This window comes from Kluyvera fluvialis (assembly GCF_059725275.1).
Genome location: NZ_AP046142.1, coordinates 3456206 through 3481785 on the forward strand (window position 1 = coordinate 3456206; position 25580 = coordinate 3481785).

Below are 25580 nucleotides of genomic sequence, written 5' to 3' on the forward strand. Positions count from 1 at the left end.
CAACATGAGAACCCAAACGACGCCATGAGCGACGACAATTCACACAGTAGTGACACAGTAAACAGCAAAAAGGGATTTTTCTCCCTCTTACTCAGCCAGCTCTTTCACGGTGAACCCAAAAACCGTGACGACCTCCTGGCGCTGATCCGTGATTCCGGGCAGAACGAGCTTATCGATGAAGATACGCGCGACATGCTCGAAGGGGTAATGGATATCGCTGACCAACGCGTCCGCGACATCATGATCCCTCGCTCCCAGATGATTACCCTGAAACGCAACCAAACGTTGGACGAATGTCTTGATGTCATCATCGAGTCCGCCCACTCTCGTTTCCCGGTTATCAGCGAGGACAAAGATCACATTGAAGGGATTCTGATGGCTAAGGATTTGCTGCCGTTTATGCGCAGCGATGCCGAAGCATTCAGCATGGATAAAGTGTTACGCACCGCAGTTGTTGTCCCTGAAAGCAAGCGGGTTGACCGTATGCTGAAGGAGTTCCGCTCTCAGCGTTACCATATGGCCATCGTGATTGATGAGTTTGGTGGTGTCTCCGGTTTGGTCACCATCGAAGATATTCTTGAGCTTATCGTCGGCGAAATTGAAGATGAGTATGACGAAGAAGATGATATCGACTTCCGCCAGCTCAGCCGCCACACCTGGACCGTTCGTGCTCTGGCCTCAATAGAGGACTTCAACGACGCGTTCAGCACTCACTTCAGCGATGAAGAAGTGGACACCATCGGCGGCCTGGTCATGCAGGCGTTTGGCCACCTGCCAGCACGTGGCGAAACCATTGACATCGATGGTTACCAGTTCAAAGTGGCAATGGCCGATAGCCGTCGTATTATTCAGGTTCATGTTAAAATCCCGGACGATTCCCCTCAACCGAAAGTGGATGAATAATCTCCATGGCATTTGCCTCATTGCTTGAACGCCAGCGCATTCGTCTGCTGCTGGCGCTGTTACTCGGAGCCAGCGGAACGCTGGCTTTTTCTCCTTATGACTTCTGGCCGGCGGCGATTATCTCGCTGATGGGCCTGCAAGGATTGACGCTAAACCGTCGTCCGGTGCAAGCAGCGGCAATTGGTTATGCCTGGGGTTGTGGCCTGTTTGGCAGCGGTATTAACTGGGTCTACGTCAGTATCGCGCAATTTGGCGGTATGCCTGGCCCGGTCAACGTCTTCTTAGTGGTGCTGCTGGCAGCCTACCTCTCACTGTATACCGGCTTGTTCGCGGGAATTTTGTCACGCCTGTGGCCTAAAACCACCTGGCTGCGCGTGGCGATTGCCGCTCCGGTCGTCTGGCAGTTGACCGAGTTCCTGCGCGGCTGGGTGCTGACGGGCTTCCCGTGGCTACAGTTTGGCTATAGCCAGATTGACGGCCCGCTGAAAGGGCTGGCGCCGGTAATGGGCGTCGAGGCAATTAACTTCCTGCTGATGGTCGTTAGCGGTCTGCTGGTATTGGCGTTAGCCACCCGCAACTGGCGTCCACTGGTGGTCGCTATCGTGCTGTTCGCCCTGCCTTTCCCGCTGCGTTACATTCAGTGGTACTCGCTCCAGACGGATAAAACGACGCGCGTTTCCTTAGTGCAGGGCGACATTCCACAGGCGCTGAAGTGGGATGAAAATCAGTTACTGAACACGCTGAAAGTTTATCTCGATGCCACCGAGAAAGAGATGGGTAAATCGCAGCTCATTATCTGGCCGGAGTCGGCGATTCCCGATCTGGAAATCAATCAGCAGCGTTTTCTCAGCATGATGGATGATTTACTGCGGGCGAAAAACAGCACGCTGATTACCGGTATCGTCGATTCGCGCCTCAATAAGCAGAACCGCTACGACACCTACAACACCATCATCACGCTGGGCAAAGACAGCCCGTATAGCTATGAGTCAAGCAACCGCTATAACAAAAACCATCTGGTACCGTTTGGCGAGTTTGTCCCGCTGGAGGCGATTCTGCGCCCGCTCGCGCCGTTCTTCGACCTGCCGATGTCATCATTTAGCCGTGGGCCGTATATTCAGCCACAGCTCCAGGCACATAACCTGAAACTGACGGCGGCTATCTGCTACGAGATTATTCTTGGCGAGCAGGTGCGTGACAACTTCCGCCCGGACACCAACTTCCTGCTGACTATCTCTAACGATGCCTGGTTTGGTAAATCCATCGGCCCGTGGCAGCACTTCCAGATGGCCAGGATGCGGGCGCTGGAGCTGGCACGTCCACTGTTGCGTAGCACCAATAACGGGATTACCGCCGTCATTGGCCCACGTGGTGAAATTCAGGCGATGATCCCGCAGTTTACTCGCCAGGTCTTAACCACTGACGTGACGCCAACCACCGGCTTAACGCCTTATGCCCGCACCGGAAACTGGCCACTGTGGCTGATTACGGCGCTGTTTGGCTTTGGGGCGCTGGTGATGAGCTTGCGTCAGCGCCGTTGATAATTTTTCCCCCTCACCCTCACCCCTTTAGGGGTGAGGGAAGCATCCAGCCTCATCGCCAATCTGGCACACCAATTGCTTTATAAAATCAGGCAACTGCGAACAACGCATTAGCGCAACCCAGTTGCACCACAACGAATCATCGGTAGCACCATAATTGTGCAATCAGTGATTCTTGCTTCAGAGTGGTGCGGCGCGCTTCGCAAAAATAAACAATATCGCAGCAAAATCTTTACATTAAGCCAAACTAAATGCTAACAAACACACATAACGCTGCGCGGTAAAGTTGCAGACAATAACAACACAACATTCACAATGGGTATCACTGCATCTTTGCCGATGCAGAAGATAAAGGAGTGGGATATGCAATTACGTAAACTGGCTACGGCTATGTTGGTCATGGGAATGACTGCGGGTCTGGCTCATGCAGAAGACGCCAAACCGGCAACAGAAGCCGCGCCAGCAGGGCAAACCCTGGAAAAAATTGCCAAAAATGGCGTTATCGTCGTCGGTCACCGCGAATCTTCCGTGCCATTCTCCTATTACGATAACCAGCAAAAAGTGGTCGGTTACTCCCAGGACTACTCCAATGCCATCGTTGAAGCGATAAAGAAAAAGCTCAACAACCCGAAACTGGATGTGAAGCTGATTCCTATCACCTCTCAGAACCGTATCCCACTGCTGCAAAACGGCACTTTCGATTTTGAATGTGGTTCCACCACTAACAACGTTGAACGCCAGAAACAGGCCGCATTCTCTGACACCATTTTTGTCGTCGGCACGCGTCTGCTGGCGAAAAAAGGTGGTGATATTAAAGACTTCCCAGACTTAAAAGATAAAGCGGTTGTCGTGACCTCCGGTACAACCTCTGAAATTCTGCTGCATAAGCTGAACGACGAGCAAAAAATGAATATGCGCATCATCAGCGCGAAAGATCACGGTGACTCTTTCCGTACTCTGGAAAGCGGCCGCGCAGTGGCCTTTATGATGGATGACGCCCTGCTGGCAGGTGAGCGTGCAAAAGCTAAAAAACCGGATAACTGGGAGATTGTCGGCAAGCCACAGTCCCAGGAAGCCTACGGCTGTATGCTGCGTAAAAACGATCCTGAGTTTAAAAAGCTGATGGATGACACCATCGCACAGGCGCAGACTTCCGGCGAAGCGGCAAAATGGTTTGATAAGTGGTTCAAAAACCCAATTCCACCGAAAAACCTGAACATGAACTTTGAGCTGTCAGATGAAATGAAAGCCTTGTTCAAAACACCAAACGACAAAGCACTTAACTAATTAGAAAAATATGGGGCGGAATAATCTGCCCTCTCGATTGTGTTCAGCACGGACAGACTATAAGTCAGGTGGTCGTTCCCCACCTGGCCTGAATACCGCAAAACGCTGTTCAACAATCTTCGAGGGTAGCAGGGATCCTGCTACCCTTTTTTTTTCGGGAGTCCATTTATGTCAATAGACTGGAACTGGGGAATATTTTTACAACAGGCCCCTTTCGGCAACACCACCTATCTTGGCTGGCTCTGGAGCGGTTTCCAGGTCACCGTCGCGCTCTCCATTACCGCATGGATTATTGCCTTCTTCGTCGGCTCGCTGTTTGGCATTCTGCGTACCGTACCTAACCGTGGGTTATCCGCTATCGGGACTTGCTACGTTGAGCTGTTTCGTAACGTACCGCTGATTGTGCAGTTCTTTACCTGGTATCTCGTCGTGCCAGAGCTGCTGCCGGAAAACCTCGGTATGTGGTTTAAGTCTGAACTGGACCCAAATATTCAGTTCTTCCTTTCATCGATGATTTGCCTGGGCCTGTTCACCGCTGCCCGCGTGTGCGAACAGGTGCGAGCGGCAATTCAGTCACTGCCGCGCGGGCAGAAAAACGCCGCGCTGGCGATGGGGCTGACGCTACCGCAAACCTACCGCTACGTGCTGCTGCCGAACGCTTACCGCGTTATCGTGCCGCCAATGACCTCTGAGATGATGAACCTGGTGAAAAACTCAGCCATCGCCTCAACCATTGGCCTGGTCGATATGGCGGCACAGGCAGGTAAACTGCTGGACTACTCCGCGCACGCTTGGGAATCCTTTACGGCTATCACCCTCGCCTATGTATTTATTAATGCCGTGATCATGCTGGTGATGGCGCTGGTGGAACGAAAAATCCGCCTGCCGGGCAATTTGGGGGGTAAATAATGTACGAGTTTGACTGGAGTTCTATTGCCCCGTCGATGCCCTACCTGCTGTCAGGTTTGGTTATCACCCTCAAAATTACCGTCACCGCGATCGTTATCGGGATTGTGTGGGGCACATTGCTGGCGGTAATGCGTTTATCGGCATTCAAACCGGTCGCCTGGTTTGCCAAAGCCTACGTCAACGTCTTCCGCTCCGTTCCGCTGGTGATGGTGCTGCTGTGGTTCTACCTGATTGTGCCAGGCTTCCTGCAAAACGTGCTGGGGTTATCGCCGAAGAGCGATATCCGCCTGATTTCCGCAATGGTGGCATTTTCAATGTTTGAAGCGGCCTACTATTCGGAAATTATCCGCGCCGGTATTCAGAGCATTTCTCGTGGTCAATCCAGCGCGGCACTGGCACTGGGGATGACACACTGGCAGTCGATGAAACTGATAATCCTGCCGCAAGCCTTCCGCGCGATGGTTCCACTGCTGCTGACCCAGGGCATTGTCTTGTTCCAGGATACCTCTCTGGTATACGTCCTGAGTCTGGCCGACTTTTTCCGCACCGCCTCAACAATTGGCGAACGTGATGGTACGCAGGTCGAAATGGTCCTGTTTGCTGGTTTTGTCTATTTTATCATCAGCCTTAGCGCCTCGCTGCTGGTTAGCTACTTGAAGAAAAGGACCGTGTAATGATTACCCTGAAAAATGTTTCTAAATGGTATGGTCACTTTCAGGTGCTGACCGACTGCTCCACGGAAGTGAAAAAAGGCGAAGTAGTGGTGGTATGCGGGCCATCTGGCTCGGGTAAATCCACACTGATTAAAACCGTCAACGGCCTGGAGCCGGTGCAACAAGGGGAGATCCTCGTTAACGGCACTAAGGTAAATGACAAAAAAACGGATCTCGCCAGGCTGCGCTCGCACGTCGGTATGGTGTTTCAGCACTTCGAACTGTTCCCGCATTTGTCGATTATCGACAATCTAACGCTGGCACAGGTGAAAGTGTTGAAGCGTGATAAAGCCGCATCACGCGACAAAGGCTTAAAGCTGCTGGAGCGTGTGGGGCTTTCGGCACATGCCAATAAATTCCCGGCGCAGCTTTCTGGTGGCCAGCAGCAGCGTGTGGCCATTGCGCGCGCACTGTGTATGGATCCGGTAGCGATGCTGTTTGACGAACCCACTTCCGCGCTCGATCCTGAGATGATCAACGAAGTGCTGGACGTCATGGTTGAGCTGGCGCACGAAGGGATGACCATGATGGTCGTCACTCACGAAATGGGCTTTGCGCGCAAAGTAGCGAACCGCGTTATCTTTATGGATGAAGGGAAAATTGTTGAAGACTCGGAAAAAGAGGCCTTCTTCGCCAACCCGAAATCAGACCGCGCCAAAGACTTCCTCGCTAAAATTCTGCATTAATCCTCACAGCGCGCACTCAACAGAGTGCGCGCTGTATCACGCTTTAGAATTTTCATTCTCGTTCATTCCAGCCGTACGCCGTACCCTTGTCACAAAATCACGTAAACAAGGAATTGCTATGGCACTGCCGATCATTCTTGATTGCGATCCGGGTCATGACGACGCGATCGCCATTGTTCTCGCCCTCGCCTCCCCCGAACTGGATGTAAAAGCCATTACCTCCTCTGCTGGCAACCAGACGCCAGAAAAAACGCTGCGTAATGTATTGCGAATGCTTACCTTGCTAAAGCGCCCGGATATCCCAGTCGCAGGCGGCGCGGTTAAACCCCTGATGCGTGAGCTGATTATTGCCGACAACGTGCACGGCGAAAGCGGCCTCGACGGCCCCGCGCTGCCAGAGCCTTCGTTCGCACCACTGAATTGCACCGCCGTAGAGTTGATGGCTAAAACGCTGCGCGAAAGCCACGAGCCGGTGACGATTGTCTCCACCGGGCCGCAAACTAACGTTGCCCTGCTGCTTAACAGCCACCCAGAGCTGCATACAAAAATTGCACGCATCGTGATTATGGGCGGCGCCATGACACTCGGTAACTGGACGCCTGCCGCCGAGTTCAATATTTATGTTGACCCGGAAGCGGCGGAAATCGTCTTCCAGTCCGGTATACCAGTGGTGATGGCAGGCCTGGATGTGACGCACAAAGCGCAGATTCATCGCGAAGATACCGAGCGCTTCCGCGCTATCGGCAACCCGATTTCGACTATCGTCGCTGAATTGTTGGATTTCTTTCTCGAATACCATAAAGACGAGAAATGGGGCTTTGTCGGCGCACCGTTGCACGACCCTTGCACCATCGCCTGGCTGCTAAAACCAGAGCTGTTTACCACCATTGAGCGCTGGGTCGGCGTTGAAACGCAGGGGAAATACACTCAGGGTATGACGGTGGTGGATTATTATTTCCTGACCGGTAATAAACCGAATGCCACGGTAATGGTCGATATCGATCGCCAGGGATTTGTTGATTTACTGGCAGAACGGCTGAAGTTTTACGCTTAACGAAATACATTGATTAAGATCACCACCTATTTATTGTGGTGACCTTAATCTACCCGCTCATTCCCTATTAGATAGAAATGCAATGGATAATGCAGAGCTCGCGATCGGTATTGATCTTGGCACCACCAATAGTTTAATTGCAGTCTGGAGATCAGGTCAGGCTGAACTAATACCTAATAAATTTGGTGATTATTTAACGCCATCTATAATTAGTATTGATGAGAATAAACATATTTTGGTCGGCAAACCGGCCAAATCCCGGCGAATCTCCCACCCCGATAAAACCGCTGCCTTATTTAAACGTTCGATGGGCAGTAATATGAGCTGGACGCTCGGTGATGAGTCGTTTAATGCCCCAGAATTATCATCGTTAGTATTACGTTCATTAAAAGAGGATGCGGAAGAATATCTCCATTGCCAGATAAAAGATGTGGTTATTTCCGTTCCAGCCTATTTCAGCGATGAACAACGTAAACATACCCGTCTTGCCGCCGAGCTCGCGGGGCTGAACGCGGTGCGGTTAATCAATGAGCCAACGGCGGCAGCCATGGCTTATGGCCTGCACTCGCAGCAAAACACCCGCTCGCTGGTTTTCGATCTTGGTGGCGGAACCTTTGACGTGACGGTGCTGGAATATGCCACTCCCATTATCGAAGTCCACGCCTCGGCGGGTGACAACTATTTGGGCGGCGAAGACTTTACTCATATGCTAGTCGAGGAAGCGCTGAAGCAATGGAAACTCGACAAATCGACACTACCAGAGGCCGCACTGGCCGAATTATACGCTCTTGCTGAAACAGCAAAATGCAGCGGTGATATTCCTTTAACACTATCATGGTGTTCCATTTATGGTAGCAGCCCAACAACATGTGAATTTTATGAAGATGAGTTGGAAGCGCTATGGCTGCCTTTGCTCAATCGCCTGCGCGTACCGATTGAACAAGCGTTAAGAGATGCCCGTCTGAAACCCAGCCAAATCGACAGCCTGGTACTGGTAGGCGGCGCATCACAGATGCCATTAGTGCAGCGTATCGCCGTACGTCTGTTCGGTAAATTGCCATATAAAAGCTATGACCCAAGTACTATTGTCGCGCTTGGCGCCGCCATTCAGGGGGCCTGCCGATTACGCAGCAAAGATATTGAAGAAGTGATCCTGACAGATGTGTGCCCTTATTCTTTGGGAGTCGAAGTGTGCCAGCAAGGTGTACCTGGGATCTTCTCACCGATTATTGAGCGTAATACCACGGTTCCAGTATCGAAAGTGGAAACCTATTCCACGATGTATTCAGACCAGGATTCTATCTTCATCAAGGTGTATCAGGGTGAAAGCCACAAGGTGAAAAATAACGTACTGGTCGATTCTTTTCATATCGCCCTAAAACCTAACGGGCAACTCCAGTCGGTTGATATCCGTTTTAGCTACGACATTAACGGTCTGTTAGAGGTCGATGTTCTGCTGGAAGATGGCAAAATCGAATCGAGAGTTATCAATCACAATTCGACCGAACTAACACCACAGCAGCTTGAAACCAGCCGTGCACGGCTATTAGCGCTGAAAATTTATCCCCGTGACTTACTGGTTAACAGGACATTTAAGGCGCAACTGGAAGAGCTGTGGTCGCGAGCATTGGGGGATGAGCGTGAAATGCTTGGCAATATCATTACTGACTTCGATGCCGCGCTGTCCTCCAATGATCAAGAACGCGTTGATGAAGCTCGTCATTTCGCCCGTAAGTATCTTGGTATTGAAGAACCGGAAGCGCCATAACAGGCGCGACCGGTCATCGGGATATGGCCGTTAGAAGAAATGAAAAAACCGGTTGAATGCGCAGACAATTAATGCAATGAAAGCGATGATTTTCATTATCTTCATCGCTTTGCCCGTCGGGGCACGATTAGAAGATTCTTTCACTTTAGGCGGAGCGGTTTCAGCTTCTTTGAGTTCCTCCGCAAGCTCCTCTTTTTCTCGAATGTCACCCGGTTTAAGGGGGATTCGGGTTAATAATGTCTGGGTTATCAATGCTTCCAACGGGCAGCCATCGCCGGAGTCCAGGCGTAACAGCAAGCGATAGAACGCTTTTTGTTTTGGAAATGCTTCGAGTACGACTTGCTCTGCAGTTCGATAAAGATCGAGCAATGGTGTTTCCGGCTCGCCCTTCTCCTTCAGCCTTGTTGATGACCACGACATCGCTTTCCGTTTGTAGAACAACGACTCCACAAAAGATTGCCCCAGCGGTGATAGCCGACCACTTTGCAAAATCTCAGCCCACAGTAAACGCGTACGGGCGCTCTCCCCGGGGATATATTTCATCGCGTCGCCGTTGGTATCCACCAGACAGCGCGCTTCAATCACCATCACCAGTAATGGGAAAAAATCTGGCCGATGCTCTCGGCTCCAGCGCAGCAACAATTCATCCGCCTGCGTTGAAGGGTACTGCTGCCAGAAATCACAAAGCTCCGGTAACAGGCTCTCTCCTTCCCCACAAAAAACGCGCTGTGCGCAGAAATAATAGTACGCGTCCTCGCTATCAGGTTCCGCCTTCCGCCATTGGCGGGCAACGTCAACCCACTCCGCTATCCCCCAATGCAGCGAGCTATACCAGCGCAGTAATTTACGCTGTAACGGTGCATAATCTGGGATAAGCCAAGTCCCCTGCATCTGTAAAGCATCCATAAGATATTCGGGATGAAAATGCCAAAGACGCTCAAGCTCGAAAAAATAGAGAATGGTTTGCTCTTGAACAGCAACAGGCCATTTCGCCACGCACTGAAAATCGAAAACATCGCCACGTTTTATGGCATCCAGAAATCCTTCCAGCATTTCGACATCGACATCCTCACTGGTTTCCAGTGGCTGCCAACCTAGACGGCCAGCCAGCAATGACAAACAAGAAAGTGAAATGCTCCCTGCTGGCGCATCCATCGCTATCGCACAGAGCGGCCAGCGTAACTTATCGACCTCATCCACTGAACACAGATTCAATTGCTGGATAAATCTCTGCCAGCAAGAAGGCTGGAAACGCTCACTGTCCGACGCGAGCAGTGCTTTGAAAGCGGTCAAAATATCATGTTCGCTCTCCGACTCCCCTTTATCATCATTATTAATATTATCAGGAGATTCATCTGGCATTTTCGCCGCGCGCTGCGCCTGTTCATAGGCCTGGCGTAGCTGTTGAAAACCTTGCGGATCGCTTTCCGGGTGAAATGAAGGCAACAGAGCAAGATAAGCCTGACGGATAGCATCAAGGTTGAGGGTTTGCTCAATCCCCAGAATTTCCCAACAACTTTTCATAAATCGCTCACATCCTTAAGCGTTTCTGGGCACTCCGGCTGCACGGCAAGTGGCCGCCAGGGTAACTGTGCATAATAGCTCTCCGTGCTGGATGCTAATTCATTGAACATCCGCGCTCCTGAGCTATCGTATTTCAGCCTGGTGAAATATTCCTTCATTAAGGAGCCCCCCTCTTCTGCATCGAATTGCCAGTACAGACGCCCCAACGAATAAGCGGCAAAATATTGCATCCAGTCATTATAAAAATAGTGCGCCCGGATATAGACCCGTGACTGAAGCCACAGGCTCTCCTCTTCCGTCAACCATTGGTTAAGTACTCCCATCCGGCATAAAAACCCGACTCGCACGTAATCCCATGCTTTAATGCCCGCTTCACCGCAACACACTGCAGTTTCAGCGACAAACTGCGCGTAGATCTGTCCTCGCTCACTGATTGTTGCAATTGATGTACGCCATTCAGATGGCGTCAAACGAAACCAGGCGGAATATAAACTTTCAAGCCCTGTCGCATGTCCATCATCTGTCATTTGATAAATAGTTTGAATTAACCCCTCGCGATCCTCAATTCCCCATGACTCAGAGAGGTCAAAATGATCGATTCCGGTGTACATTACCGGCGAGGAATGCGAAGACTCATTACCGTTATTCAGCACCTCCATAGGGGTGGAGAGTGCAAAAAGTAAATGTTTTGACTCCATGTCCATTACAATTAACTCCTAATAATTCATTTTGTTTATATATAATCTACACTTCTTTATTAACACCTAAATATTTACAACGCGTAATAAATATAATCCGCCTCCATAAATAATATCCACCACGGAAATATAAATAAACCTTCACTCATTTGTTGTATATCGACTGCCGCTATCGAGATATTCATAAAGGTGATCGCAGAGATAATACTCAGCAAAGCCATCACCATTAGGTATCTGACATGGAAATAAAATCACGCCTACCTTTATAGGTACTCTGCATACGCAGCGCAATATAAATAAAGGGATACTTCTGGAGAATTTCATCCAACTGGCGGGTTTAGTTCGATAATGACTGCTAACCTGATAATGCCTTAAATCATTTTTTCTCACCGCAACGGCCCGAAATATCTCGGGCCGTTGGTTTTTGCTGTATTACGGCTCAAATGGCCTGCGCTGGAATTGATCGTGCCCACACTTCGGGCAACGCGGCAGTACGTCCGGCGTGTATACCGCCAGATGATAATGGCATTTCTCACACACCAGGTTCCCCAGCCCAACCACTTCACCGCTGTGATATACGCCGTGGTGGCTTAAATCCTGGAAGACTTCGCGCCATTCCAACTGGGTTTTATCAGTAATATCCACCAGCTCTTGCCAGATGCTCTCTTTAATCACCCGCAGGAAAACGCTGTCTGACTCATCTTCCTGACTTTCGCTATAGCTTATCGCAAACTCTTCCAGGTCACGCCGTACCGCGTGTAAAAGCTCATCAATTTCGTTGCGCGTTAACTCGCTGGTTTGCGCTACCTTCTCCCGCGCCTGCGCCACCAGCGCGTCGATATCACGTTCGCCGTTACGTAAACGCTCGGTCAGCGTGCTGACCAGTTCACGGTAAATTTGAGCAACCTTGTTCATCGTTTCCTCTCCCAGCCAGTTAACCTCTTCTAATAGTAGCCGTTATTTCCTTTTCGCTTTGCCAGCTTTCGCACAGAGTTCATAAATTACCCCCTGAGCTTTTCACCGCCTTAATGTGCGAAAGGCTGTTTTGACGTGGGCGTTTGGGCTATGCTATGCCGATCTCAATTATCACAACCATTGGCTACATTAGTAGCTGTATTGAAAACAGGACCACTGGCTGCCATGCAAGAGCAATACCGCCCGGAAGAGATAGAATCAAAAGTCCAGCAACACTGGGACGAGAAGCGCACATTTGAAGTAACCGAAGACGAGAGCAAAGAGAAGTATTACTGCCTGTCGATGCTTCCCTATCCTTCTGGTCGACTACACATGGGCCACGTGCGTAACTACACCATCGGCGACGTTATTGCCCGCTACCAGCGTATGCTGGGCAAAAACGTCCTGCAACCGATCGGTTGGGATGCGTTCGGTCTGCCGGCTGAAGGCGCTGCGGTAAAAAACAACACCGCGCCCGCTCCGTGGACGTACGACAACATCGAATACATGAAAAACCAGCTCAAAATGCTGGGCTTTGGCTATGACTGGAGCCGCGAGCTGGCGACCTGCACCCCAGAATACTACCGCTGGGAACAGAAATTCTTCACCGAGCTGTATAAAAAAGGCCTGGTGTATAAGAAAACGTCTGCGGTCAACTGGTGCCCGAATGACCAAACCGTTCTGGCGAACGAACAGGTTATCGACGGTTGCTGCTGGCGCTGCGATACCAAAGTTGAGCGTAAAGAGATCCCACAGTGGTTTATTAAAATCACCGCTTACGCTGACGAACTGCTGAATGATCTGGATAACCTCGATCACTGGCCTGACACCGTCAAAACCATGCAGCGCAACTGGATTGGGCGTTCTGAAGGTGTAGAAATTTCCTTCGACGTTAACGACTACGCTGACAAGCTGACCGTTTACACCACGCGTCCAGATACCTTCATGGGTTGTACCTATCTTGCCGTTGCTGCCGGTCATCCGCTGGCGCAGCAGGCTGCGGCGAACAACCCAGCGTTGGCCGATTTCCTCGACGAATGCCGTAACACCAAAGTTGCCGAAGCCGATATGGCAACTATGGAGAAAAAAGGCGTCGATACCGGCTTTAAAGCCATTCACCCACTGACTGGCGAAGCGATTCCAGTCTGGGCGGCGAACTTCGTACTGATGGAATACGGTACTGGCGCGGTAATGGCCGTTCCTGGTCACGATCAGCGCGACTATGAGTTTGCCTCTAAATACGGTCTGAACATCAAACCAGTAATCCTGGCGGCTGATGGTTCTGAACCGGATCTCTCTGCACAGGCACTGACCGAAAAAGGCACTCTGTTCAACTCTGGCGAGTTCGACGGTCTGGACTTTGAAGCCGGCTTCAACGCCGTTGCCGACAAACTGGTCGCTATGGGCGTCGGCCAGCGTAAAGTCAACTATCGTCTGCGCGACTGGGGCGTTTCCCGTCAGCGTTACTGGGGCGCACCAATTCCAATGGTGACTCTGGAAGATGGTACGGTTATGCCAACCCCTGAAGATCAACTGCCGGTTATCCTGCCGGAAGATGTGGTCATGGACGGCATCACCAGCCCGATCAAAGCGGATCCAGAGTGGGCAAAAACCACCGTTAACGGGATGCCTGCACTGCGTGAAACCGACACCTTCGACACCTTTATGGAGTCCTCCTGGTACTATGCGCGCTACACTTGCCCACAGTATCAAGAAGGTATGCTGGATTCAGATGCGGCGAACTACTGGCTGCCGGTAGATATCTACATTGGTGGTATCGAACACGCCATCATGCACCTGCTCTACTTCCGCTTCTTCCACAAACTGATGCGCGATGCAGGCCTGGTGAATTCTGATGAGCCAGCAAAACAGCTGCTGTGCCAGGGCATGGTATTGGCAGACGCCTTCTACTATGTTGGCGCAAACGGCGAGCGTAACTGGGTTTCTCCGGTAGATGCTATCGTTGAGCGTGACGAGAAAGGCCGTATCGTGAAAGCGAAGGACGCGGCTGGCCATGAGCTGGTGTATACCGGCATGAGCAAAATGTCCAAGTCCAAAAACAACGGTATCGACCCGCAGGTGATGGTTGAACGTTACGGCGCCGACACCGTGCGTCTGTTCATGATGTTTGCCTCCCCAGCGGATATGACTCTGGAGTGGCAGGAATCCGGCGTTGAAGGGGCTAACCGCTTCCTGAAACGTGTCTGGAAACTGGTTTACGAACACACGTCTAAAGGCCCGGTTGCTGCACTGAACGTCGAAAGCTTAAGTGAAGATCAACAAGCGCTGCGTCGTGATGTCCACAAAACTATCGCGAAAGTGACCGATGATATCGGTCGTCGTCAGACCTTCAACACCGCTATCGCAGCCGTGATGGAGCTGATGAACAAGCTGACAAAAGCACCGATGGAAAGCGAGCAGGACAGAGCGTTAATGCAAGAAGCGCTGCTGGCTGTTGTTCGTATGCTCAACCCGTTCACCCCACACGCCTGTTTCACACTGTGGCAGGAGCTGGGCGGCGAAGGCGACATCGATAACGCACCGTGGCCAGTTGCCGACGAAAAAGCGATGGTGGAAAACACCACGCTGGTCGTTGTGCAGGTCAATGGTAAAGTTCGTGGTAAAATCACCGTTGCGGTTGATGCTACCGAAGAACAGGTGCGTGAACGCGCAGGCCAGGAACATCTGGTTGCGAAATACCTTGAAGGCGTAACCGTGCGTAAAGTGATTTACGTACCGGGCAAGCTGCTTAACCTGGTCGTTGGCTAAGCGCGGGAGGAAGCGTGCGATATCTGACAACATTGTTGTTATCTTTGGCGGTGCTGGTCACCGCCGGATGCGGTTGGCATCTGCGTAGTACCACGCAAGTGCCGGACGAAATGAAAACATTGATCCTTCAGTCTGGCGATCCGAACGGCCCGTTAAGCCGCGCGGTGCGTGAGCAACTGAGAAGTAATGACATTACGGTGCTGGATCAGAGCACGCTGCGCCAGGATGTTCCGTCCCTGCGTCTCGGTGCGATCGGCATTCAAAAGGATACGGCCTCCGTATTCCAGAACGGCCAGACCGCAGAATACCAGATGGTGATGACGGTAGATGCGACAGTACTGATCCCGGGTCAGGATATCTTCCCGATCAGCACCAAAGTGTATCGTTCGTTCTTTGACAACCCGCAAAAGGCGCTGGCAAAAGATAACGAAGAAGGCATGATCATCCTGGAAATGTACCAGAAAGCGGCTGAACAGTTGATTCGTAAGCTGCCAAGCGTACATGTTGCGGATGTTAAAGAGAACGCGGCAACCCCAGCCAAAAGTTCTCGTGTATCAACGACTCTGGGCAACTGATGATTCGGTTGTACCCAGAACAACTCCGCGCGCAGCTCTCTGAAGGGCTGCGCGCGGCGTATCTCCTGCTCGGTAATGACCCCCTCTTTCTTCAGGAAAGCCAGGACGCTATACGGCACGCTGCCGTAGGTGAAGGCTTTATCGAGCACCATACTTTTACGCTTGATGCCAGCACTGACTGGAGCGAGCTTTTTTCACTGTGTCAGGCCATGAGCCTATTCGCCAGCCGTCAGACCTTGCTGCTGTTACTACCCGAAAACGGCCCTAACGCCGCTATCAACGAACAGTTAGCAACGCTGGTCAGCCTGTTGCATGACGATCTCTTGCTGATAGTGCGTGGCAATAAGCTCACCAAAGCGCAGGAAAATGCGCCGTGGTTAACTGCGCTGGCTGCATGTGCCGTGCAAATTAGCTGCCAAACGCCAGAACCGGCACAGCTGCCGCGCTGGCTGGCAAACCGCGCCAAACAGCACAACCTTCAGCTTGATGATGCCGCCAGCCAACTGCTGTGTTACTGCTATGAAGGTAATCTGCTGGCATTGGCACAGGCATTAGAACGCCTGTCGCTGCTGTGGCCGGACGGCAAGCTAACGCTGCCTCGCGTTGAACAGGCGGTTAACGATGCCGCGCACTTTACCCCATACCACTGGGTTGATGCCCTGCTGGCAGGGAAAAGCAAACGCGCGCTGCATATTCTGCAACAGCTACGGCTGGAAGGCAGCGAGCCGGTCATTTTGCTGCGTACGCTGCAACGTGAACTGCTGCTATTGGTGACGCTGAAACGCCAGAGCGCGCATACACCGCTACGTTCACTGTTTGACAAGCACCGCGTCTGGCAAAACCGCCGGGCGATGGTTGGTGAAGCCGTGAATCGTCTCAGCGGCCCGCAGTTGCGCCAGGCGGTGACGCTACTTTGCAACGCGGAACTCACCCTGAAACAAGATTACGGCCAGTCTATCTGGGCTGAGCTGGAAAGTTTGTCGCTGCTGCTTTGTCATAAAGCGCTAGCCGACGTATTTATTGATGGATGATATGGCAAAACTACAGGCGCTTTTCGGCGGGACGTTCGATCCCATCCATTATGGTCATCTGAAGCCGGTAGAAATTCTGGCGAATCAAATTGGCCTGTCGCGGGTCATTATTATGCCCAACAACGTGCCGCCGCATCGTCCGCAGCCGGAAGCCAGCAGTGAACAGCGTAAGCTGATGGTGGAACTGGCGATTGCCGACAAACCGCTGTTTGTGCTCGACGAACGCGAACTGCGCCGCGATACGCCCTCTTTTACGGCAGACACCTTACAAGAATGGCGTCAGGAAGAAGGCCCGGAGAAACCGCTGGCCTTTATTATCGGCCAGGACTCATTGCTGACCTTCCCAAGCTGGCACCGTTACGAAACTATCCTCAATAATGCCCACTTGCTGGTCACTCGCCGCCCGGGTTATCCGCTGACGATGGTGCAAGAAGAGCACCAGCACTGGCTGGATCGCCACCTTACCAGCGACATCGAAGAGTTGCATAACCAGCCTGCGGGGAAAATTTATCTCGCAGAAACACCGTGGTTTGATGTCTCTGCTACGCTCATTCGCGAACGCTTAGAGCGGGGTGAATCCTGCGAGGAGATGATGCCGGAGGCGGTGCTCTCATACATCATGCAGCAAGGGCTGTACCACCACGGCGCATAAGGGAAGCACAGCATGAAAATCTGGCTAGTGCGCCACGGTGAAACCGAAGCCAATGTGGCAGGGCTGTACAGCGGCCACACGCCGACACCGCTGACGGAAAAAGGCCAGCGTCAGGCGCTGAGCCTGGGTGAGATGCTGCGTCAGGTTCCCTTCGACCACGTATTATGCAGTGAACTTGAGCGCACCGAACGCACGGCGCGCCTGCTGCTTGGTGAACGCGATATCCCGCTAACTCCCCATCCGTTACTTAATGAGATGTTTTTTGGCGATTGGGAAATGCGCCATCACCGCGAGCTAGAGGTCGAAGACAAAGACAATTACGCCGCCTGGTGTGCCGACTGGCAACATGCCGCGCCGACCAACGGTGAAAGTTTCCCCGCATTTTCACAGCGCGTCGCCGATTTTGCCACCGAGCTTGCCCGCTACCGCTATCAGAATTTGCTGATCGTCAGCCACCAGGGCGTACTCAGCCTGCTTACCGCCCTGCTGTTAGGAATGCCCACCGCCAGCATGTGGCATTTTCGCATCGACCACGGCGCATGGAGCGTGATTGATTTCACACCGCAGTTTGTCACCCTACGAGTGCTCAATAGTCGAGCTATCTGGCAGCCAAACCAGGGATAAAACGGATTTCTACGCCTCTGAAAGGCCAGGCCATTGACACCAGTTAATAGACTGTTATTCTCCGCTGCCTGAATCATCCCCCTTTATCCTTTGTAAACAGAAATTGTTTTACAAAAATGGCGATGCAATCGACATGAAGGAATGGGATGATAGCCCGCCAGAACGCCTGTTAGGTGTTTTTTGTCCCGACAATACTTTCAGTTCGGGTATACTGTCAGGCTGTTTCATATCGTTTATCTTTACACCCCAGGGGGAAAACTTGCAGGGTAAAGCACTCCAGGATTTTGTTGTCGACAAAATTGATGATTTAAAAGGTCAGGATATCGTCACTATTGATGTTCAGGGTAAATCCAGCATCACTGATTGCATGATTATCTGCACCGGTACTTCTAGCCGCCACGTTATGTCTATCGCCGATCACGTCGTTCAGGAATCTCGCGCTGCCGGTTTACTGCCGATGGGCGTTGAAGGCGAAAACATTGGTGACTGGATCGTCGTCGATTTAGGCGATGTCATTGTCCACGTCATGCAGGAAGATAGCCGTCGCCTGTATGAACTGGAAAAACTCTGGGGTTAAGTTGTGAAGTTGCAGTTGGTCGCCGTCGGCACCAAAATGCCGGATTGGGTACAAACCGGATTTACCGAATACCTTCGCCGTTTTCCGAAAGATATGCCGTTTGAGCTGGTGGAAATTCCCGCCGGTAAACGCGGTAAAAATGCGGACATCAAGCGTATTCTGGATAAAGAAGGCGAGATGATGCTCGCCGCCGCAGGAAAAAACCGTATCGTGACGCTGGATATCCCTGGCAAACCCTGGGATACGCCTCAGCTTGCACGTGAGCTGGAACGCTGGAAGCAAGACGGGCGCGATGTCAGCTTGCTGATCGGCGGCCCCGAAGGTCTTTCTCCGACATGCAAAGCCGCAGCAGAACAAAGTTGGTCGCTCTCCACATTGACGCTCCCTCACCCGCTTGTGCGTGTGCTGGTGGCTGAAAGCCTGTATCGGGCGTGGAGCATTACCACCAACCACCCTTACCACCGCGAGTAATGATGACCAGGGTAGATTAAGCAGCGAATGAAACTACAGAATTCTTTTCGCGACTATACGGCAGAGTCCGCGCTCTTTGTGCGCCGGGCAGTGGTCGCTTTTTTGGGGATTTTGCTGCTTACCGGTGTGCTGATCGCCAATCTCTATAATTTGCAGATCGTTCGTTTTACCGACTATCAAACGCGTTCTAATGAAAACCGCATCAAGCTGGTGCCTATCGCGCCAAGTCGCGGCATTATTTACGATCGCAACGGTACACCGCTGGCGCTTAACCGCACCATCTACCAGCTGGAAATCATGCCGGAAAAAGTTGACAGCGTGCAGCAGACCATCGACGGTCTGCGCGGCGTTGTTGACTTAACCGACGACGACGTCGCCGCCTTTAAAAAAGAGCGCGCGCGTTCACACCGCTTTACTTCTATTCCGCTTAAAACCAACCTCACGGAAGTGCAGGTGGCGCGCTTTGCCGTCAACCAGTACCGCTTCCCTGGCGTTGAGGTTAAAGGCTATAAGCGCCGCTTCTACCCGTATGGCTCCGCGCTGACCCACGTTATCGGCTACGTCTCAAAAATTAACGATAAAGATGTCGAGAGGCTGGACAAAGACGGCAAGCTGGCTAACTACGCGGCAACGCATGATATCGGCAAGCTGGGTATCGAGCGCTACTACGAAGATATGCTGCACGGGCAGACCGGCTACGAAGAAGTTGAAGTTAACAACCGTGGCCGCGTCATTCGTCAACTGAAAGAAGTGCCGCCACAGGCTGGGCATGATATTTATCTGACGCTCGACCTGAAGCTGCAACAGTACATTGAAACGCTGCTCGCGGGCAGCCGTGCCGCCGTGGTGGTTACCGACCCACGCACTGGCAGTATTTTGGCGCTGGTTTCAACGCCAAGCTATGACCCGAACCTGTTTGTTGATGGCATCTCCAGTAAAGATTACAGCGGCCTGTTGAACGACCCGAACACGCCGCTGGTTAACCGCGCGACCCAGGGGCTTTACCCACCAGCATCAACGGTGAAACCGTATGTTTCTGTCTCTGCACTGAGCGCGGGCGTCATCACCCGCAACACCAGCCTGTTTGACCCAGGTTGGTGGCAGTTACCGGGTTCTGAAAAACGCTATCGTGACTGGAAAAAATGGGGCCACGGCCACCTTAATGTCACCAAAGCGCTGGAAGAATCCGCAGATACCTTCTTCTACCAAGTCGCTTACGACATGGGTATCGACCGTCTTTCCGAATGGATGAGCAAGTTTGGCTACGGTGATTACACCGGTATCGACCTTGCGGAAGAGCGCTCCGGTAATATGCCAACCCGCGAATGGAAGCAAAAACGCTTTAAAAAACCGTGGTATCAGGGTGACACCATTCCGGTCGGGATCGGCCAAGGGTACTGGACAGCGACCCCCATTCAGATGAACAAAGCGCTGATGATTCTGATTAACGACGGGGTTATTAAGATTCCGCATCTGTTAGCCAGCACCGTGGAAGACGGCAAAAAAGTGCCGTGGGTACAGCCGCAAGAACCACCAATTGGCGATATTCATTCCGGCTATTGGGAAATAGCTAAAGACGGGATGTACGGCGTCGCCAACCGTGCAAACGGGACTGCGCATAAATACTTTGCTGGTGCACCGTATAAAATTGCCGCGAAATCCGGTACTGCGCAGGTCTTTGGTCTGAAAGCCAACGAGACGTATAACGCGCATCGCATCGCCGAGCGCCTGCGTGACCACAAATTAATGACCGCTTTCGCTCCGTATAACGACCCACAGGTTGCTGTCGCGATCATTTTAGAGAACGGCGGTGCTGGCCCTGCGGTCGGTACTATCATGCGCCAGATTCTTGACCACATCATGCTGGGCGACAACAACACCACGCTCCCGGCAGAGAACCCCGCGGCATCCGCGTCGGAGGACCAGTAATCATGACGGATAATCCGAACAAAAAATCGTTCTGGGATAAAATCCACATCGACCCAGCCATGCTGCTGATTCTACTGGCGTTGCTGACCTACAGCGCGCTGGTTATCTGGAGCGCCAGCGGCCAGGATATGGGGATGACGGAACGTAAAATCGGCCAAATCGCCATGGGCCTGGTTATCATGGTGGTGATGGCGCAAATCCCGCCTCGCGTCTACGAAGGCTGGGCTCCCTGGCTGTATATCATCTGTATTATTTTGCTGGTGGCGGTTGACGCCTTCGGGGCGATATCAAAAGGCGCGCAGCGCTGGCTGGATCTTGGCGTTGTTCGTTTTCAGCCGTCGGAGATAGCGAAAATTGCCGTGCCACTGATGGTCGCGCGCTTTATTAACCGCGATGTGTGCCCACCGACGCTTAAAAACACCGCTATCGCGCTGGTGCTGATTTTCATGCCCACCCTGCTGGTTGCCGCACAGCCTGACCTCGGCACATCCATTCTGGTCGCCCTTTCCGGCCTGTTTGTACTGTTCCTTGCCGGTTTGAGCTGGCGCTTGATTCTGGTCGCTGTGTTGCTGGTCGCTTGCTTCATCCCGATTCTATGGTTCTTCTTGATGCATGATTATCAGCGCCAGCGTGTGATGATGCTGATGGATCCAGAATCCGACCCACTCGGCGCGGGTTACCATATTATTCAGTCGAAAATCGCTATCGGCTCCGGTGGGCTGCGCGGTAAAGGCTGGCTACACGGCACTCAGTCGCAGCTAGAATTTTTACCTGAACGCCATACTGACTTTATCTTCGCGGTACTCGCCGAGGAGTTGGGCTTAATCGGCATTCTGGTGCTGCTGGCGCTCTATGTCCTACTAATTATGCGCGGCCTCTGGATTGCCGCCCAGGCGCAAACCACCTTTGGCCGTGTCATGGCGGGCGGTTTGATGCTGATTTTATTCGTTTATGTGTTCGTAAATATTGGTATGGTAAGTGGCATCTTGCCGGTGGTGGGCGTTCCGCTGCCGCTGGTCAGCTACGGGGGGTCTGCCCTGATCGTACTGATGGCCGGGTTTGGTATCGTAATGTCGATACATACTCACAGAAAAATGTTGTCAAAAAGCGTCTAAGGGGTGCTCAATGCGTAAGCAATGGCTTGGGATCTGCATAGCGGCAGGGCTGCTGGCGGCTTGTTCGAGTGATGATGTTCAGCAACAGACCGTGACCGCCCCACAACCGGCGGTATGTAATGGCCCAACGGTAGAAATCAGTGGCGCCGATCCGCGCTTCGAACCACTGAATGCCACTGCTAATCAGGACTACGAACGCGACGGTAAGAAGTACAAAATCGTCCAGAACCCGGCAAACTTCAGCCAGGCTGGGCTCGCCGCTATTTATGATGCCGAACCAGGTAGCAACCTGACGGCAAGCGGTGAAGCGTTTGATCCAAACCAACTGACCGCCGCGCACCCCACGCTGCCTATTCCAAGCTACGCCCGTATTACCAACCTCGCCAATGGTCGGATGATCGTGGTGCGCATTAACGATCGCGGCCCGTATGGCAACGATCGTGTGATTTCACTCTCCCGCGCCTCGGCAGACCGTTTGAACACCTCGAACAATACCAAAGTGCGTATTGACCCGATTATTGTCGCTCAGGACGGTACACTCTCCGGCCCAGGTATGGCGTGTACTACCGTCGCCAAACAGACTTATGCGCTGCCAAGCCGCCCAGACCTCAGCGGCGGTATGGGCAGCGCCTCGTCTGCGCCACAGCCCGTTGCCCCGCAAGGTGACGTGCGCGCTATCAGCAATGACACGCTGACCGCGACCGGCAGCAGCGAAGGTGCGCCAGTCAAAAGCGGCGGGTTCCTCGGCGCACCAACGCCGTTGAATAGCGGCGTGTTAGAAGAGCCAACGCAGCCAGCGCCAGCACAAACCGCTGCCCCAGCCGCAGCCACCACTGCTCCAGCAGCCGTCGCAGCGCCAGCGACGGCAAGCACCACTGCTGCCAGTGGTGATTATGTGGTTCAGGTCGGCGCAGTTAGCGACCAATCACGCGCACAGCAGTATCAACAACGCCTGAGCCAACAGTTCTCCGTTCCGGGCCGCGTTACGCAAAACGGCGCGGTCTGGCGTATTCAGCTTGGCCCATTCAGCAATAAAGGCGAAGCTAGCGCCATACAGCAACGCTTGCAGAGCGAAGCACAGCTGCAATCATTTATCACACACGCCAACTAAAACACTCCGGGGCGTCCGAATTTTTGTATATGTAAAAATCATTAACAAAGTCATATACGATGTCGGATGCCTGTCTGTGGGGCATTTGTTATAGTAAGGTACTTTTTTAACTCCATCACGGATGTCGTTGTTCTGACCATGAAGACCTCTTTTCTCGCTCGCTTACTCATTCCGGCGCTTTCTGTCGCAGCACTGACCTCCGCTGCCCACGCCGATGACCTGAATATTAAAACGATGATTCCAGGCGTTCCGCAGATTGATGCTGAAGCCTATATTCTTATCGATTACAACTCCGGCAAGGTGCTGGCAGAGCAAAACGCTGATGTCCGCCGCGACCCGGCAAGCCTCACCAAAATGATGACCAGTTACGTCATCGGCCAGGCAATGAAAGCGGGTAAATTCAAAGAATCTGACCTGGTCACCATCGGTAATGACGCATGGGCAACCGGCAACCCAGTGTTCAAAGGTTCTTCCCTGATGTTCCTGAAACCAGGGATGCAAGTTCCGGTATCGCAACTGATTCGCGGGATTAACCTGCAATCTGGTAACGATGCGTGTGTGGCGATGGCAGACTATGTTGCCGGAAGCCAGGATGCATTCGTTGGCCTGATGAACAGTTACGTTAACGCCCTGGGCCTGAAAAACACCCACTTCCAGACCGTTCACGGCCTCGATGCCGACGGCCAGTACAGCTCCGCACGTGACATGGCGCTGATTGGTCAGTCACTGATTCGCGACGTCCCGAACGAATACTCTATCTATCGGGAAAAAGAGTTCACCTTCAACGGTATTCGTCAGTTAAACCGTAACGGCCTGCTGTGGGACAACAGCCTGAACGTTGACGGTATCAAAACCGGTCATACCGACAAAGCGGGCTACAACCTGGTCGCTTCCGCAACTGAAGGCCAGATGCGCCTGATTTCCGCCGTGATGGGCGGTCGCACCTACAAAGGCCGCGAAACCGAAAGTAAAAAATTGCTGACCTGGGGCTTCCGTTTCTTTGAAACCGTTAACCCAATCAAAGCCGGGAAAGAGTTTGCTTCTGAGCCAGCCTGGTTCGGTAATACCGACCGCGCATCGCTGGGCGTTGATAAAGATGTGTATCTGACCATCCCACGTGGCCGCATGAAAGATCTGAAAGCCAGCTACGTGCTGACCACCACTGAGCTGCACGCGCCGCTTCAGAAAAACCAGGTGGTTGGGACAATTAACTTCCAACTGGACGGCAAAATCATCGACCAACGTCCATTGGTCGTGCTGCAAGAAATTCCTGAAGGCAACTTCTTCGGCAAAATCATTGATTACATTAAATTAATGTTCCATCACTGGTTTGGTTAAAAATCATCCACTTGAAAGTGTGATTTTGATCCCCATATACTATGTAACGTTAAACAACTCCCGCCCTCATGCGGGAGTTGTTCTTTTTTACCACTGGAGCTGACATGAAAACCAAACTGAACGAACTGCTTGAATTCCCTACACCGTTTACTTACAAAGTAATGGGTCTGGCGAAACCTGAGCTGGTTGACCTGGTGGTTGAAGTGGTACAGCGCCATGCGCCAGGTGACTACTCTCCGCAGATAAAACCGAGCAGCAAAGGCAATTACCACTCGGTGTCCATTACCATCAATGCAACCCACATTGAGCAGGTTGAAACGCTGTATGAAGAGCTGGGCAATATCGAAATTGTCCGTATGGTGCTGTAATCGCATCTCCGTTACCCGGCAGTGCCGGGTAACGCCTCTGCCCTCCCCGCTGTGATATACTCTCCGTCCATGATTTCCCTTCTCCGTGGAGACGTTGTTTTGGACTTAAATACCCTCCTCATCCGTCAACTAGGTCTGCAACCCTACGAGCCAGTCTCACAAGCGATGCACGATTTCACTGATACTCGAGATGAAAATACGCTGGATGAAATTTGGCTGGTTGAGCATCAGCCCGTCTTTACTCAGGGTCAGGCGGGTAAAGCTGAGCACGTGCTAGTACCCGGTGATATCCCTGTGATTCAAAGCGACCGTGGCGGCCAGGTGACTTATCACGGCCCCGGACAACAGGTCATGTATGTGCTGTTGAACCTGAAACGTCGCAAGCTGGGCGTACGCGAATTGGTTACGCTGCTGGAGCAAACGGTCGTCAATACGTTGGCGGATTTAGGCATTGAAGCGCACCCACGCGCCGATGCGCCGGGCGTGTATGTTGGCGAGAAAAAAATCTGTTCGTTGGGGCTGCGCATCCGTAAAGGCTGCTCGTTCCACGGCCTGGCGCTGAATATCGCCATGGACTTATCCCCCTTCTTACGCATCAACCCTTGTGGTTATGCGGGCATGGAGATGGCGCAGGTTTCACAGTGGGTTGCTAGCGCAAAACCGGAAAATATATCCCCACAACTTGTACACCATTTTTTAGCGCTGCTAAACAATCCACCACATAAATATATTTCTGAATAATATATTATACATTCTGGCCTAATATTTTTTTAGGCCATTGTCTTTATTTCCCTGATAACCTTTACAACCGCAAAAAATTCTCCTATTTTTTATACGTATTTATCTTAAAAATGCCCATCAGCTCTCATTTTCGTAGAAAATCGCCTGAATTGATAACGCTTGAATGAATACATCAGCTTCACTAATACATTGACCAGTAAAGTAAATCCCCCGATTTTACCTTGCAGAATTCCGTTCACAGG

24 protein-coding genes are annotated in these 25580 nt (G+C 52.1%); 21 read left to right on the plus strand and 3 right to left on the minus strand.

Going from position 1 to position 25580, the window contains the following annotated elements; translation table 11 throughout:
• Window positions 1–24: 24 nt before the first annotated feature.
• The 8 genes from corC to AC6I4B_RS16365 all read left to right on the plus strand — a co-directional run bounded on the left by corC (window position 25) and on the right by AC6I4B_RS16365 (window position 8861).
• A complete protein-coding gene (corC, locus tag AC6I4B_RS16330; RefSeq protein ID WP_497772206.1) occupies window positions 25–903 on the plus strand; it encodes a CNNM family magnesium/cobalt transport protein CorC in 879 nt (292 codons plus the stop codon).
• A 5-nt stretch (window positions 904–908) separates the two neighbouring features.
• Window positions 909–2444 (plus strand): apolipoprotein N-acyltransferase, encoded by a 1536-nt coding sequence (lnt, locus tag AC6I4B_RS16335; RefSeq protein ID WP_497766568.1) that lies wholly within the window; start codon window positions 909–911, stop codon window positions 2442–2444.
• A 363-nt stretch (window positions 2445–2807) separates the two neighbouring features.
• A complete protein-coding gene (locus AC6I4B_RS16340; protein WP_497766569.1) occupies window positions 2808–3731 on the plus strand; it encodes an amino acid ABC transporter substrate-binding protein in 924 nt (307 codons plus the stop codon).
• Window positions 3732–3899: 168 nt separating this feature from the next.
• A complete protein-coding gene (locus AC6I4B_RS16345) occupies window positions 3900–4640 on the plus strand; it encodes an amino acid ABC transporter permease (protein ID WP_497766571.1) in 741 nt (246 codons plus the stop codon).
• Window positions 4640–5314: a glutamate/aspartate ABC transporter permease GltK gene (gltK, locus tag AC6I4B_RS16350; RefSeq protein WP_497766572.1), complete on the plus strand. Its 675-nt coding sequence runs from the start codon at window positions 4640–4642 to the stop codon at window positions 5312–5314. Before AC6I4B_RS16345 ends, gltK begins: the two co-directional genes overlap by 1 nt.
• Window positions 5314–6039, plus strand: coding sequence for an amino acid ABC transporter ATP-binding protein (locus AC6I4B_RS16355; protein ID WP_497766574.1), 726 nt, complete (start codon window positions 5314–5316; stop codon window positions 6037–6039). The genes gltK and AC6I4B_RS16355 overlap by 1 nt, the downstream gene beginning before the upstream one ends.
• A 118-nt stretch (window positions 6040–6157) precedes the next feature.
• Window positions 6158–7093 (plus strand): pyrimidine-specific ribonucleoside hydrolase RihA, encoded by a 936-nt coding sequence (gene rihA, locus AC6I4B_RS16360; RefSeq protein WP_497766575.1) that lies wholly within the window; start codon window positions 6158–6160, stop codon window positions 7091–7093.
• A gap of 82 nt (window positions 7094–7175) precedes the next feature.
• Window positions 7176–8861 (plus strand): Hsp70 family protein, encoded by a 1686-nt coding sequence (locus AC6I4B_RS16365; protein ID WP_497766577.1) that lies wholly within the window; start codon window positions 7176–7178, stop codon window positions 8859–8861.
• A gap of 30 nt (window positions 8862–8891) precedes the next feature.
• On the opposite strand, the gene AC6I4B_RS16370 is transcribed toward AC6I4B_RS16365, so the two are convergent.
• From AC6I4B_RS16370 to AC6I4B_RS16380, 3 genes are all read right to left on the minus strand, one after another.
• Window positions 8892–10385 carry a J domain-containing protein gene (locus AC6I4B_RS16370; protein ID WP_497766578.1) on the minus strand — a complete coding sequence of 498 codons (1494 nt, stop codon included), beginning with the start codon at window positions 10383–10385 and terminating at the stop codon, window positions 8892–8894.
• Window positions 10382–11089: a DUF1266 domain-containing protein gene (locus AC6I4B_RS16375; RefSeq protein ID WP_497766580.1), complete on the minus strand. Its 708-nt coding sequence runs from the start codon at window positions 11087–11089 to the stop codon at window positions 10382–10384. Before AC6I4B_RS16375 ends, AC6I4B_RS16370 begins: the two co-directional genes overlap by 4 nt.
• A gap of 426 nt (window positions 11090–11515) precedes the next feature.
• Window positions 11516–11998 carry a zinc ribbon-containing protein gene (locus tag AC6I4B_RS16380; RefSeq protein ID WP_497766581.1) on the minus strand — a complete coding sequence of 161 codons (483 nt, stop codon included), beginning with the start codon at window positions 11996–11998 and terminating at the stop codon, window positions 11516–11518.
• Window positions 11999–12223: 225 nt separating this feature from the next.
• Between AC6I4B_RS16380 and leuS the strand changes: the two genes are divergently transcribed.
• From leuS to lipB, 13 genes are all read left to right on the plus strand, one after another.
• Window positions 12224–14806: a leucine--tRNA ligase gene (gene leuS, locus AC6I4B_RS16385; RefSeq protein ID WP_497766583.1), complete on the plus strand. Its 2583-nt coding sequence runs from the start codon at window positions 12224–12226 to the stop codon at window positions 14804–14806.
• Window positions 14807–14820: 14 nt separating this feature from the next.
• Window positions 14821–15381 carry an LPS assembly lipoprotein LptE gene (gene lptE, locus AC6I4B_RS16390; RefSeq protein WP_497766584.1) on the plus strand — a complete coding sequence of 187 codons (561 nt, stop codon included), beginning with the start codon at window positions 14821–14823 and terminating at the stop codon, window positions 15379–15381.
• A complete protein-coding gene (gene holA / locus AC6I4B_RS16395) occupies window positions 15381–16412 on the plus strand; it encodes a DNA polymerase III subunit delta (protein ID WP_497766586.1) in 1032 nt (343 codons plus the stop codon). Before lptE ends, holA begins: the two co-directional genes overlap by 1 nt.
• Window positions 16405–17064, plus strand: a complete 660-nt coding sequence (nadD, locus tag AC6I4B_RS16400; protein ID WP_497766588.1) for a nicotinate-nucleotide adenylyltransferase — start codon at window positions 16405–16407, stop codon at window positions 17062–17064. The genes holA and nadD overlap by 8 nt, the downstream gene beginning before the upstream one ends.
• Window positions 17065–17076: 12 nt before the next feature.
• Entirely contained in the window at window positions 17077–17688 is a 612-nt protein-coding gene (locus AC6I4B_RS16405) for an adenosylcobalamin/alpha-ribazole phosphatase (RefSeq protein WP_497766590.1), read from the plus strand.
• Window positions 17689–17947: 259 nt separating this feature from the next.
• On the plus strand, window positions 17948–18265 hold the full coding sequence (gene rsfS, locus AC6I4B_RS16410) for a ribosome silencing factor (protein WP_497766591.1): 318 nt from the start codon (window positions 17948–17950) through the stop codon (window positions 18263–18265).
• Window positions 18266–18268: 3 nt separating this feature from the next.
• On the plus strand, window positions 18269–18736 hold the full coding sequence (gene rlmH / locus AC6I4B_RS16415; protein ID WP_497766593.1) for a 23S rRNA (pseudouridine(1915)-N(3))-methyltransferase RlmH: 468 nt from the start codon (window positions 18269–18271) through the stop codon (window positions 18734–18736).
• A 27-nt stretch (window positions 18737–18763) separates the two neighbouring features.
• On the plus strand, window positions 18764–20665 hold the full coding sequence (gene mrdA / locus AC6I4B_RS16420; RefSeq protein WP_497766595.1) for a peptidoglycan DD-transpeptidase MrdA: 1902 nt from the start codon (window positions 18764–18766) through the stop codon (window positions 20663–20665).
• A 2-nt stretch (window positions 20666–20667) separates the two neighbouring features.
• The gene (mrdB, locus tag AC6I4B_RS16425) at window positions 20668–21780 is read left to right on the plus strand and encodes a peptidoglycan glycosyltransferase MrdB (protein WP_497766597.1); all 1113 of its coding nucleotides are present in this window, start codon (window positions 20668–20670) and stop codon (window positions 21778–21780) included.
• 10 nt (window positions 21781–21790) lie between these two features.
• Window positions 21791–22891, plus strand: coding sequence for an endolytic peptidoglycan transglycosylase RlpA (gene rlpA / locus AC6I4B_RS16430; RefSeq protein WP_497766599.1), 1101 nt, complete (start codon window positions 21791–21793; stop codon window positions 22889–22891).
• Between the two features lie 138 nt (window positions 22892–23029).
• Window positions 23030–24229, plus strand: coding sequence for a D-alanyl-D-alanine carboxypeptidase DacA (gene dacA / locus AC6I4B_RS16435; protein ID WP_497766601.1), 1200 nt, complete (start codon window positions 23030–23032; stop codon window positions 24227–24229).
• 104 nt (window positions 24230–24333) lie between these two features.
• Entirely contained in the window at window positions 24334–24597 is a 264-nt protein-coding gene (ybeD, locus tag AC6I4B_RS16440) for a DUF493 family protein YbeD (RefSeq protein ID WP_035894333.1), read from the plus strand.
• Between the two features lie 69 nt (window positions 24598–24666).
• Window positions 24667–25338 carry a lipoyl(octanoyl) transferase LipB gene (gene lipB, locus AC6I4B_RS16445; RefSeq protein ID WP_497766603.1) on the plus strand — a complete coding sequence of 224 codons (672 nt, stop codon included), beginning with the start codon at window positions 24667–24669 and terminating at the stop codon, window positions 25336–25338.
• Window positions 25339–25580: the final 242 nt, after the last annotated feature.

Excerpts from the sequence above, each read along its gene's own strand:
- corC (WP_497772206.1), top strand. The coding sequence starts at position 25 with ATGAGCGACGACAATTCACACAGTAGTGACACAGTAAACAGCAAAAAG.
- lnt (WP_497766568.1), top strand. The coding sequence starts at position 909 with ATGGCATTTGCCTCATTGCTTGAACGCCAGCGCATTCGTCTGCTGCTG.
- AC6I4B_RS16340 (WP_497766569.1), top strand. The coding sequence starts at position 2,808 with ATGCAATTACGTAAACTGGCTACGGCTATGTTGGTCATGGGAATGACT.
- AC6I4B_RS16345 (WP_497766571.1), top strand. The coding sequence starts at position 3,900 with ATGTCAATAGACTGGAACTGGGGAATATTTTTACAACAGGCCCCTTTC.
- gltK (WP_497766572.1), top strand. The coding sequence starts at position 4,640 with ATGTACGAGTTTGACTGGAGTTCTATTGCCCCGTCGATGCCCTACCTG.
- AC6I4B_RS16355 (WP_497766574.1), top strand. The coding sequence starts at position 5,314 with ATGATTACCCTGAAAAATGTTTCTAAATGGTATGGTCACTTTCAGGTG.
- rihA (WP_497766575.1), top strand. The coding sequence starts at position 6,158 with ATGGCACTGCCGATCATTCTTGATTGCGATCCGGGTCATGACGACGCG.
- AC6I4B_RS16365 (WP_497766577.1), top strand. The coding sequence starts at position 7,176 with ATGGATAATGCAGAGCTCGCGATCGGTATTGATCTTGGCACCACCAAT.
- AC6I4B_RS16370 (WP_497766578.1), bottom strand. The coding sequence starts at position 10,385 with ATGAAAAGTTGTTGGGAAATTCTGGGGATTGAGCAAACCCTCAACCTT.
- AC6I4B_RS16375 (WP_497766580.1), bottom strand. The coding sequence starts at position 11,089 with ATGGACATGGAGTCAAAACATTTACTTTTTGCACTCTCCACCCCTATG.
- AC6I4B_RS16380 (WP_497766581.1), bottom strand. The coding sequence starts at position 11,998 with ATGAACAAGGTTGCTCAAATTTACCGTGAACTGGTCAGCACGCTGACC.
- leuS (WP_497766583.1), top strand. The coding sequence starts at position 12,224 with ATGCAAGAGCAATACCGCCCGGAAGAGATAGAATCAAAAGTCCAGCAA.
- holA (WP_497766586.1), top strand. The coding sequence starts at position 15,381 with ATGATTCGGTTGTACCCAGAACAACTCCGCGCGCAGCTCTCTGAAGGG.
- nadD (WP_497766588.1), top strand. The coding sequence starts at position 16,405 with ATGGATGATATGGCAAAACTACAGGCGCTTTTCGGCGGGACGTTCGAT.
- AC6I4B_RS16405 (WP_497766590.1), top strand. The coding sequence starts at position 17,077 with ATGAAAATCTGGCTAGTGCGCCACGGTGAAACCGAAGCCAATGTGGCA.
- mrdA (WP_497766595.1), top strand. The coding sequence starts at position 18,764 with ATGAAACTACAGAATTCTTTTCGCGACTATACGGCAGAGTCCGCGCTC.
- mrdB (WP_497766597.1), top strand. The coding sequence starts at position 20,668 with ATGACGGATAATCCGAACAAAAAATCGTTCTGGGATAAAATCCACATC.
- rlpA (WP_497766599.1), top strand. The coding sequence starts at position 21,791 with ATGCGTAAGCAATGGCTTGGGATCTGCATAGCGGCAGGGCTGCTGGCG.
- dacA (WP_497766601.1), top strand. The coding sequence starts at position 23,030 with ATGAAGACCTCTTTTCTCGCTCGCTTACTCATTCCGGCGCTTTCTGTC.
- ybeD (WP_035894333.1), top strand. The coding sequence starts at position 24,334 with ATGAAAACCAAACTGAACGAACTGCTTGAATTCCCTACACCGTTTACT.
- lipB (WP_497766603.1), top strand. The coding sequence starts at position 24,667 with ATGATTTCCCTTCTCCGTGGAGACGTTGTTTTGGACTTAAATACCCTC.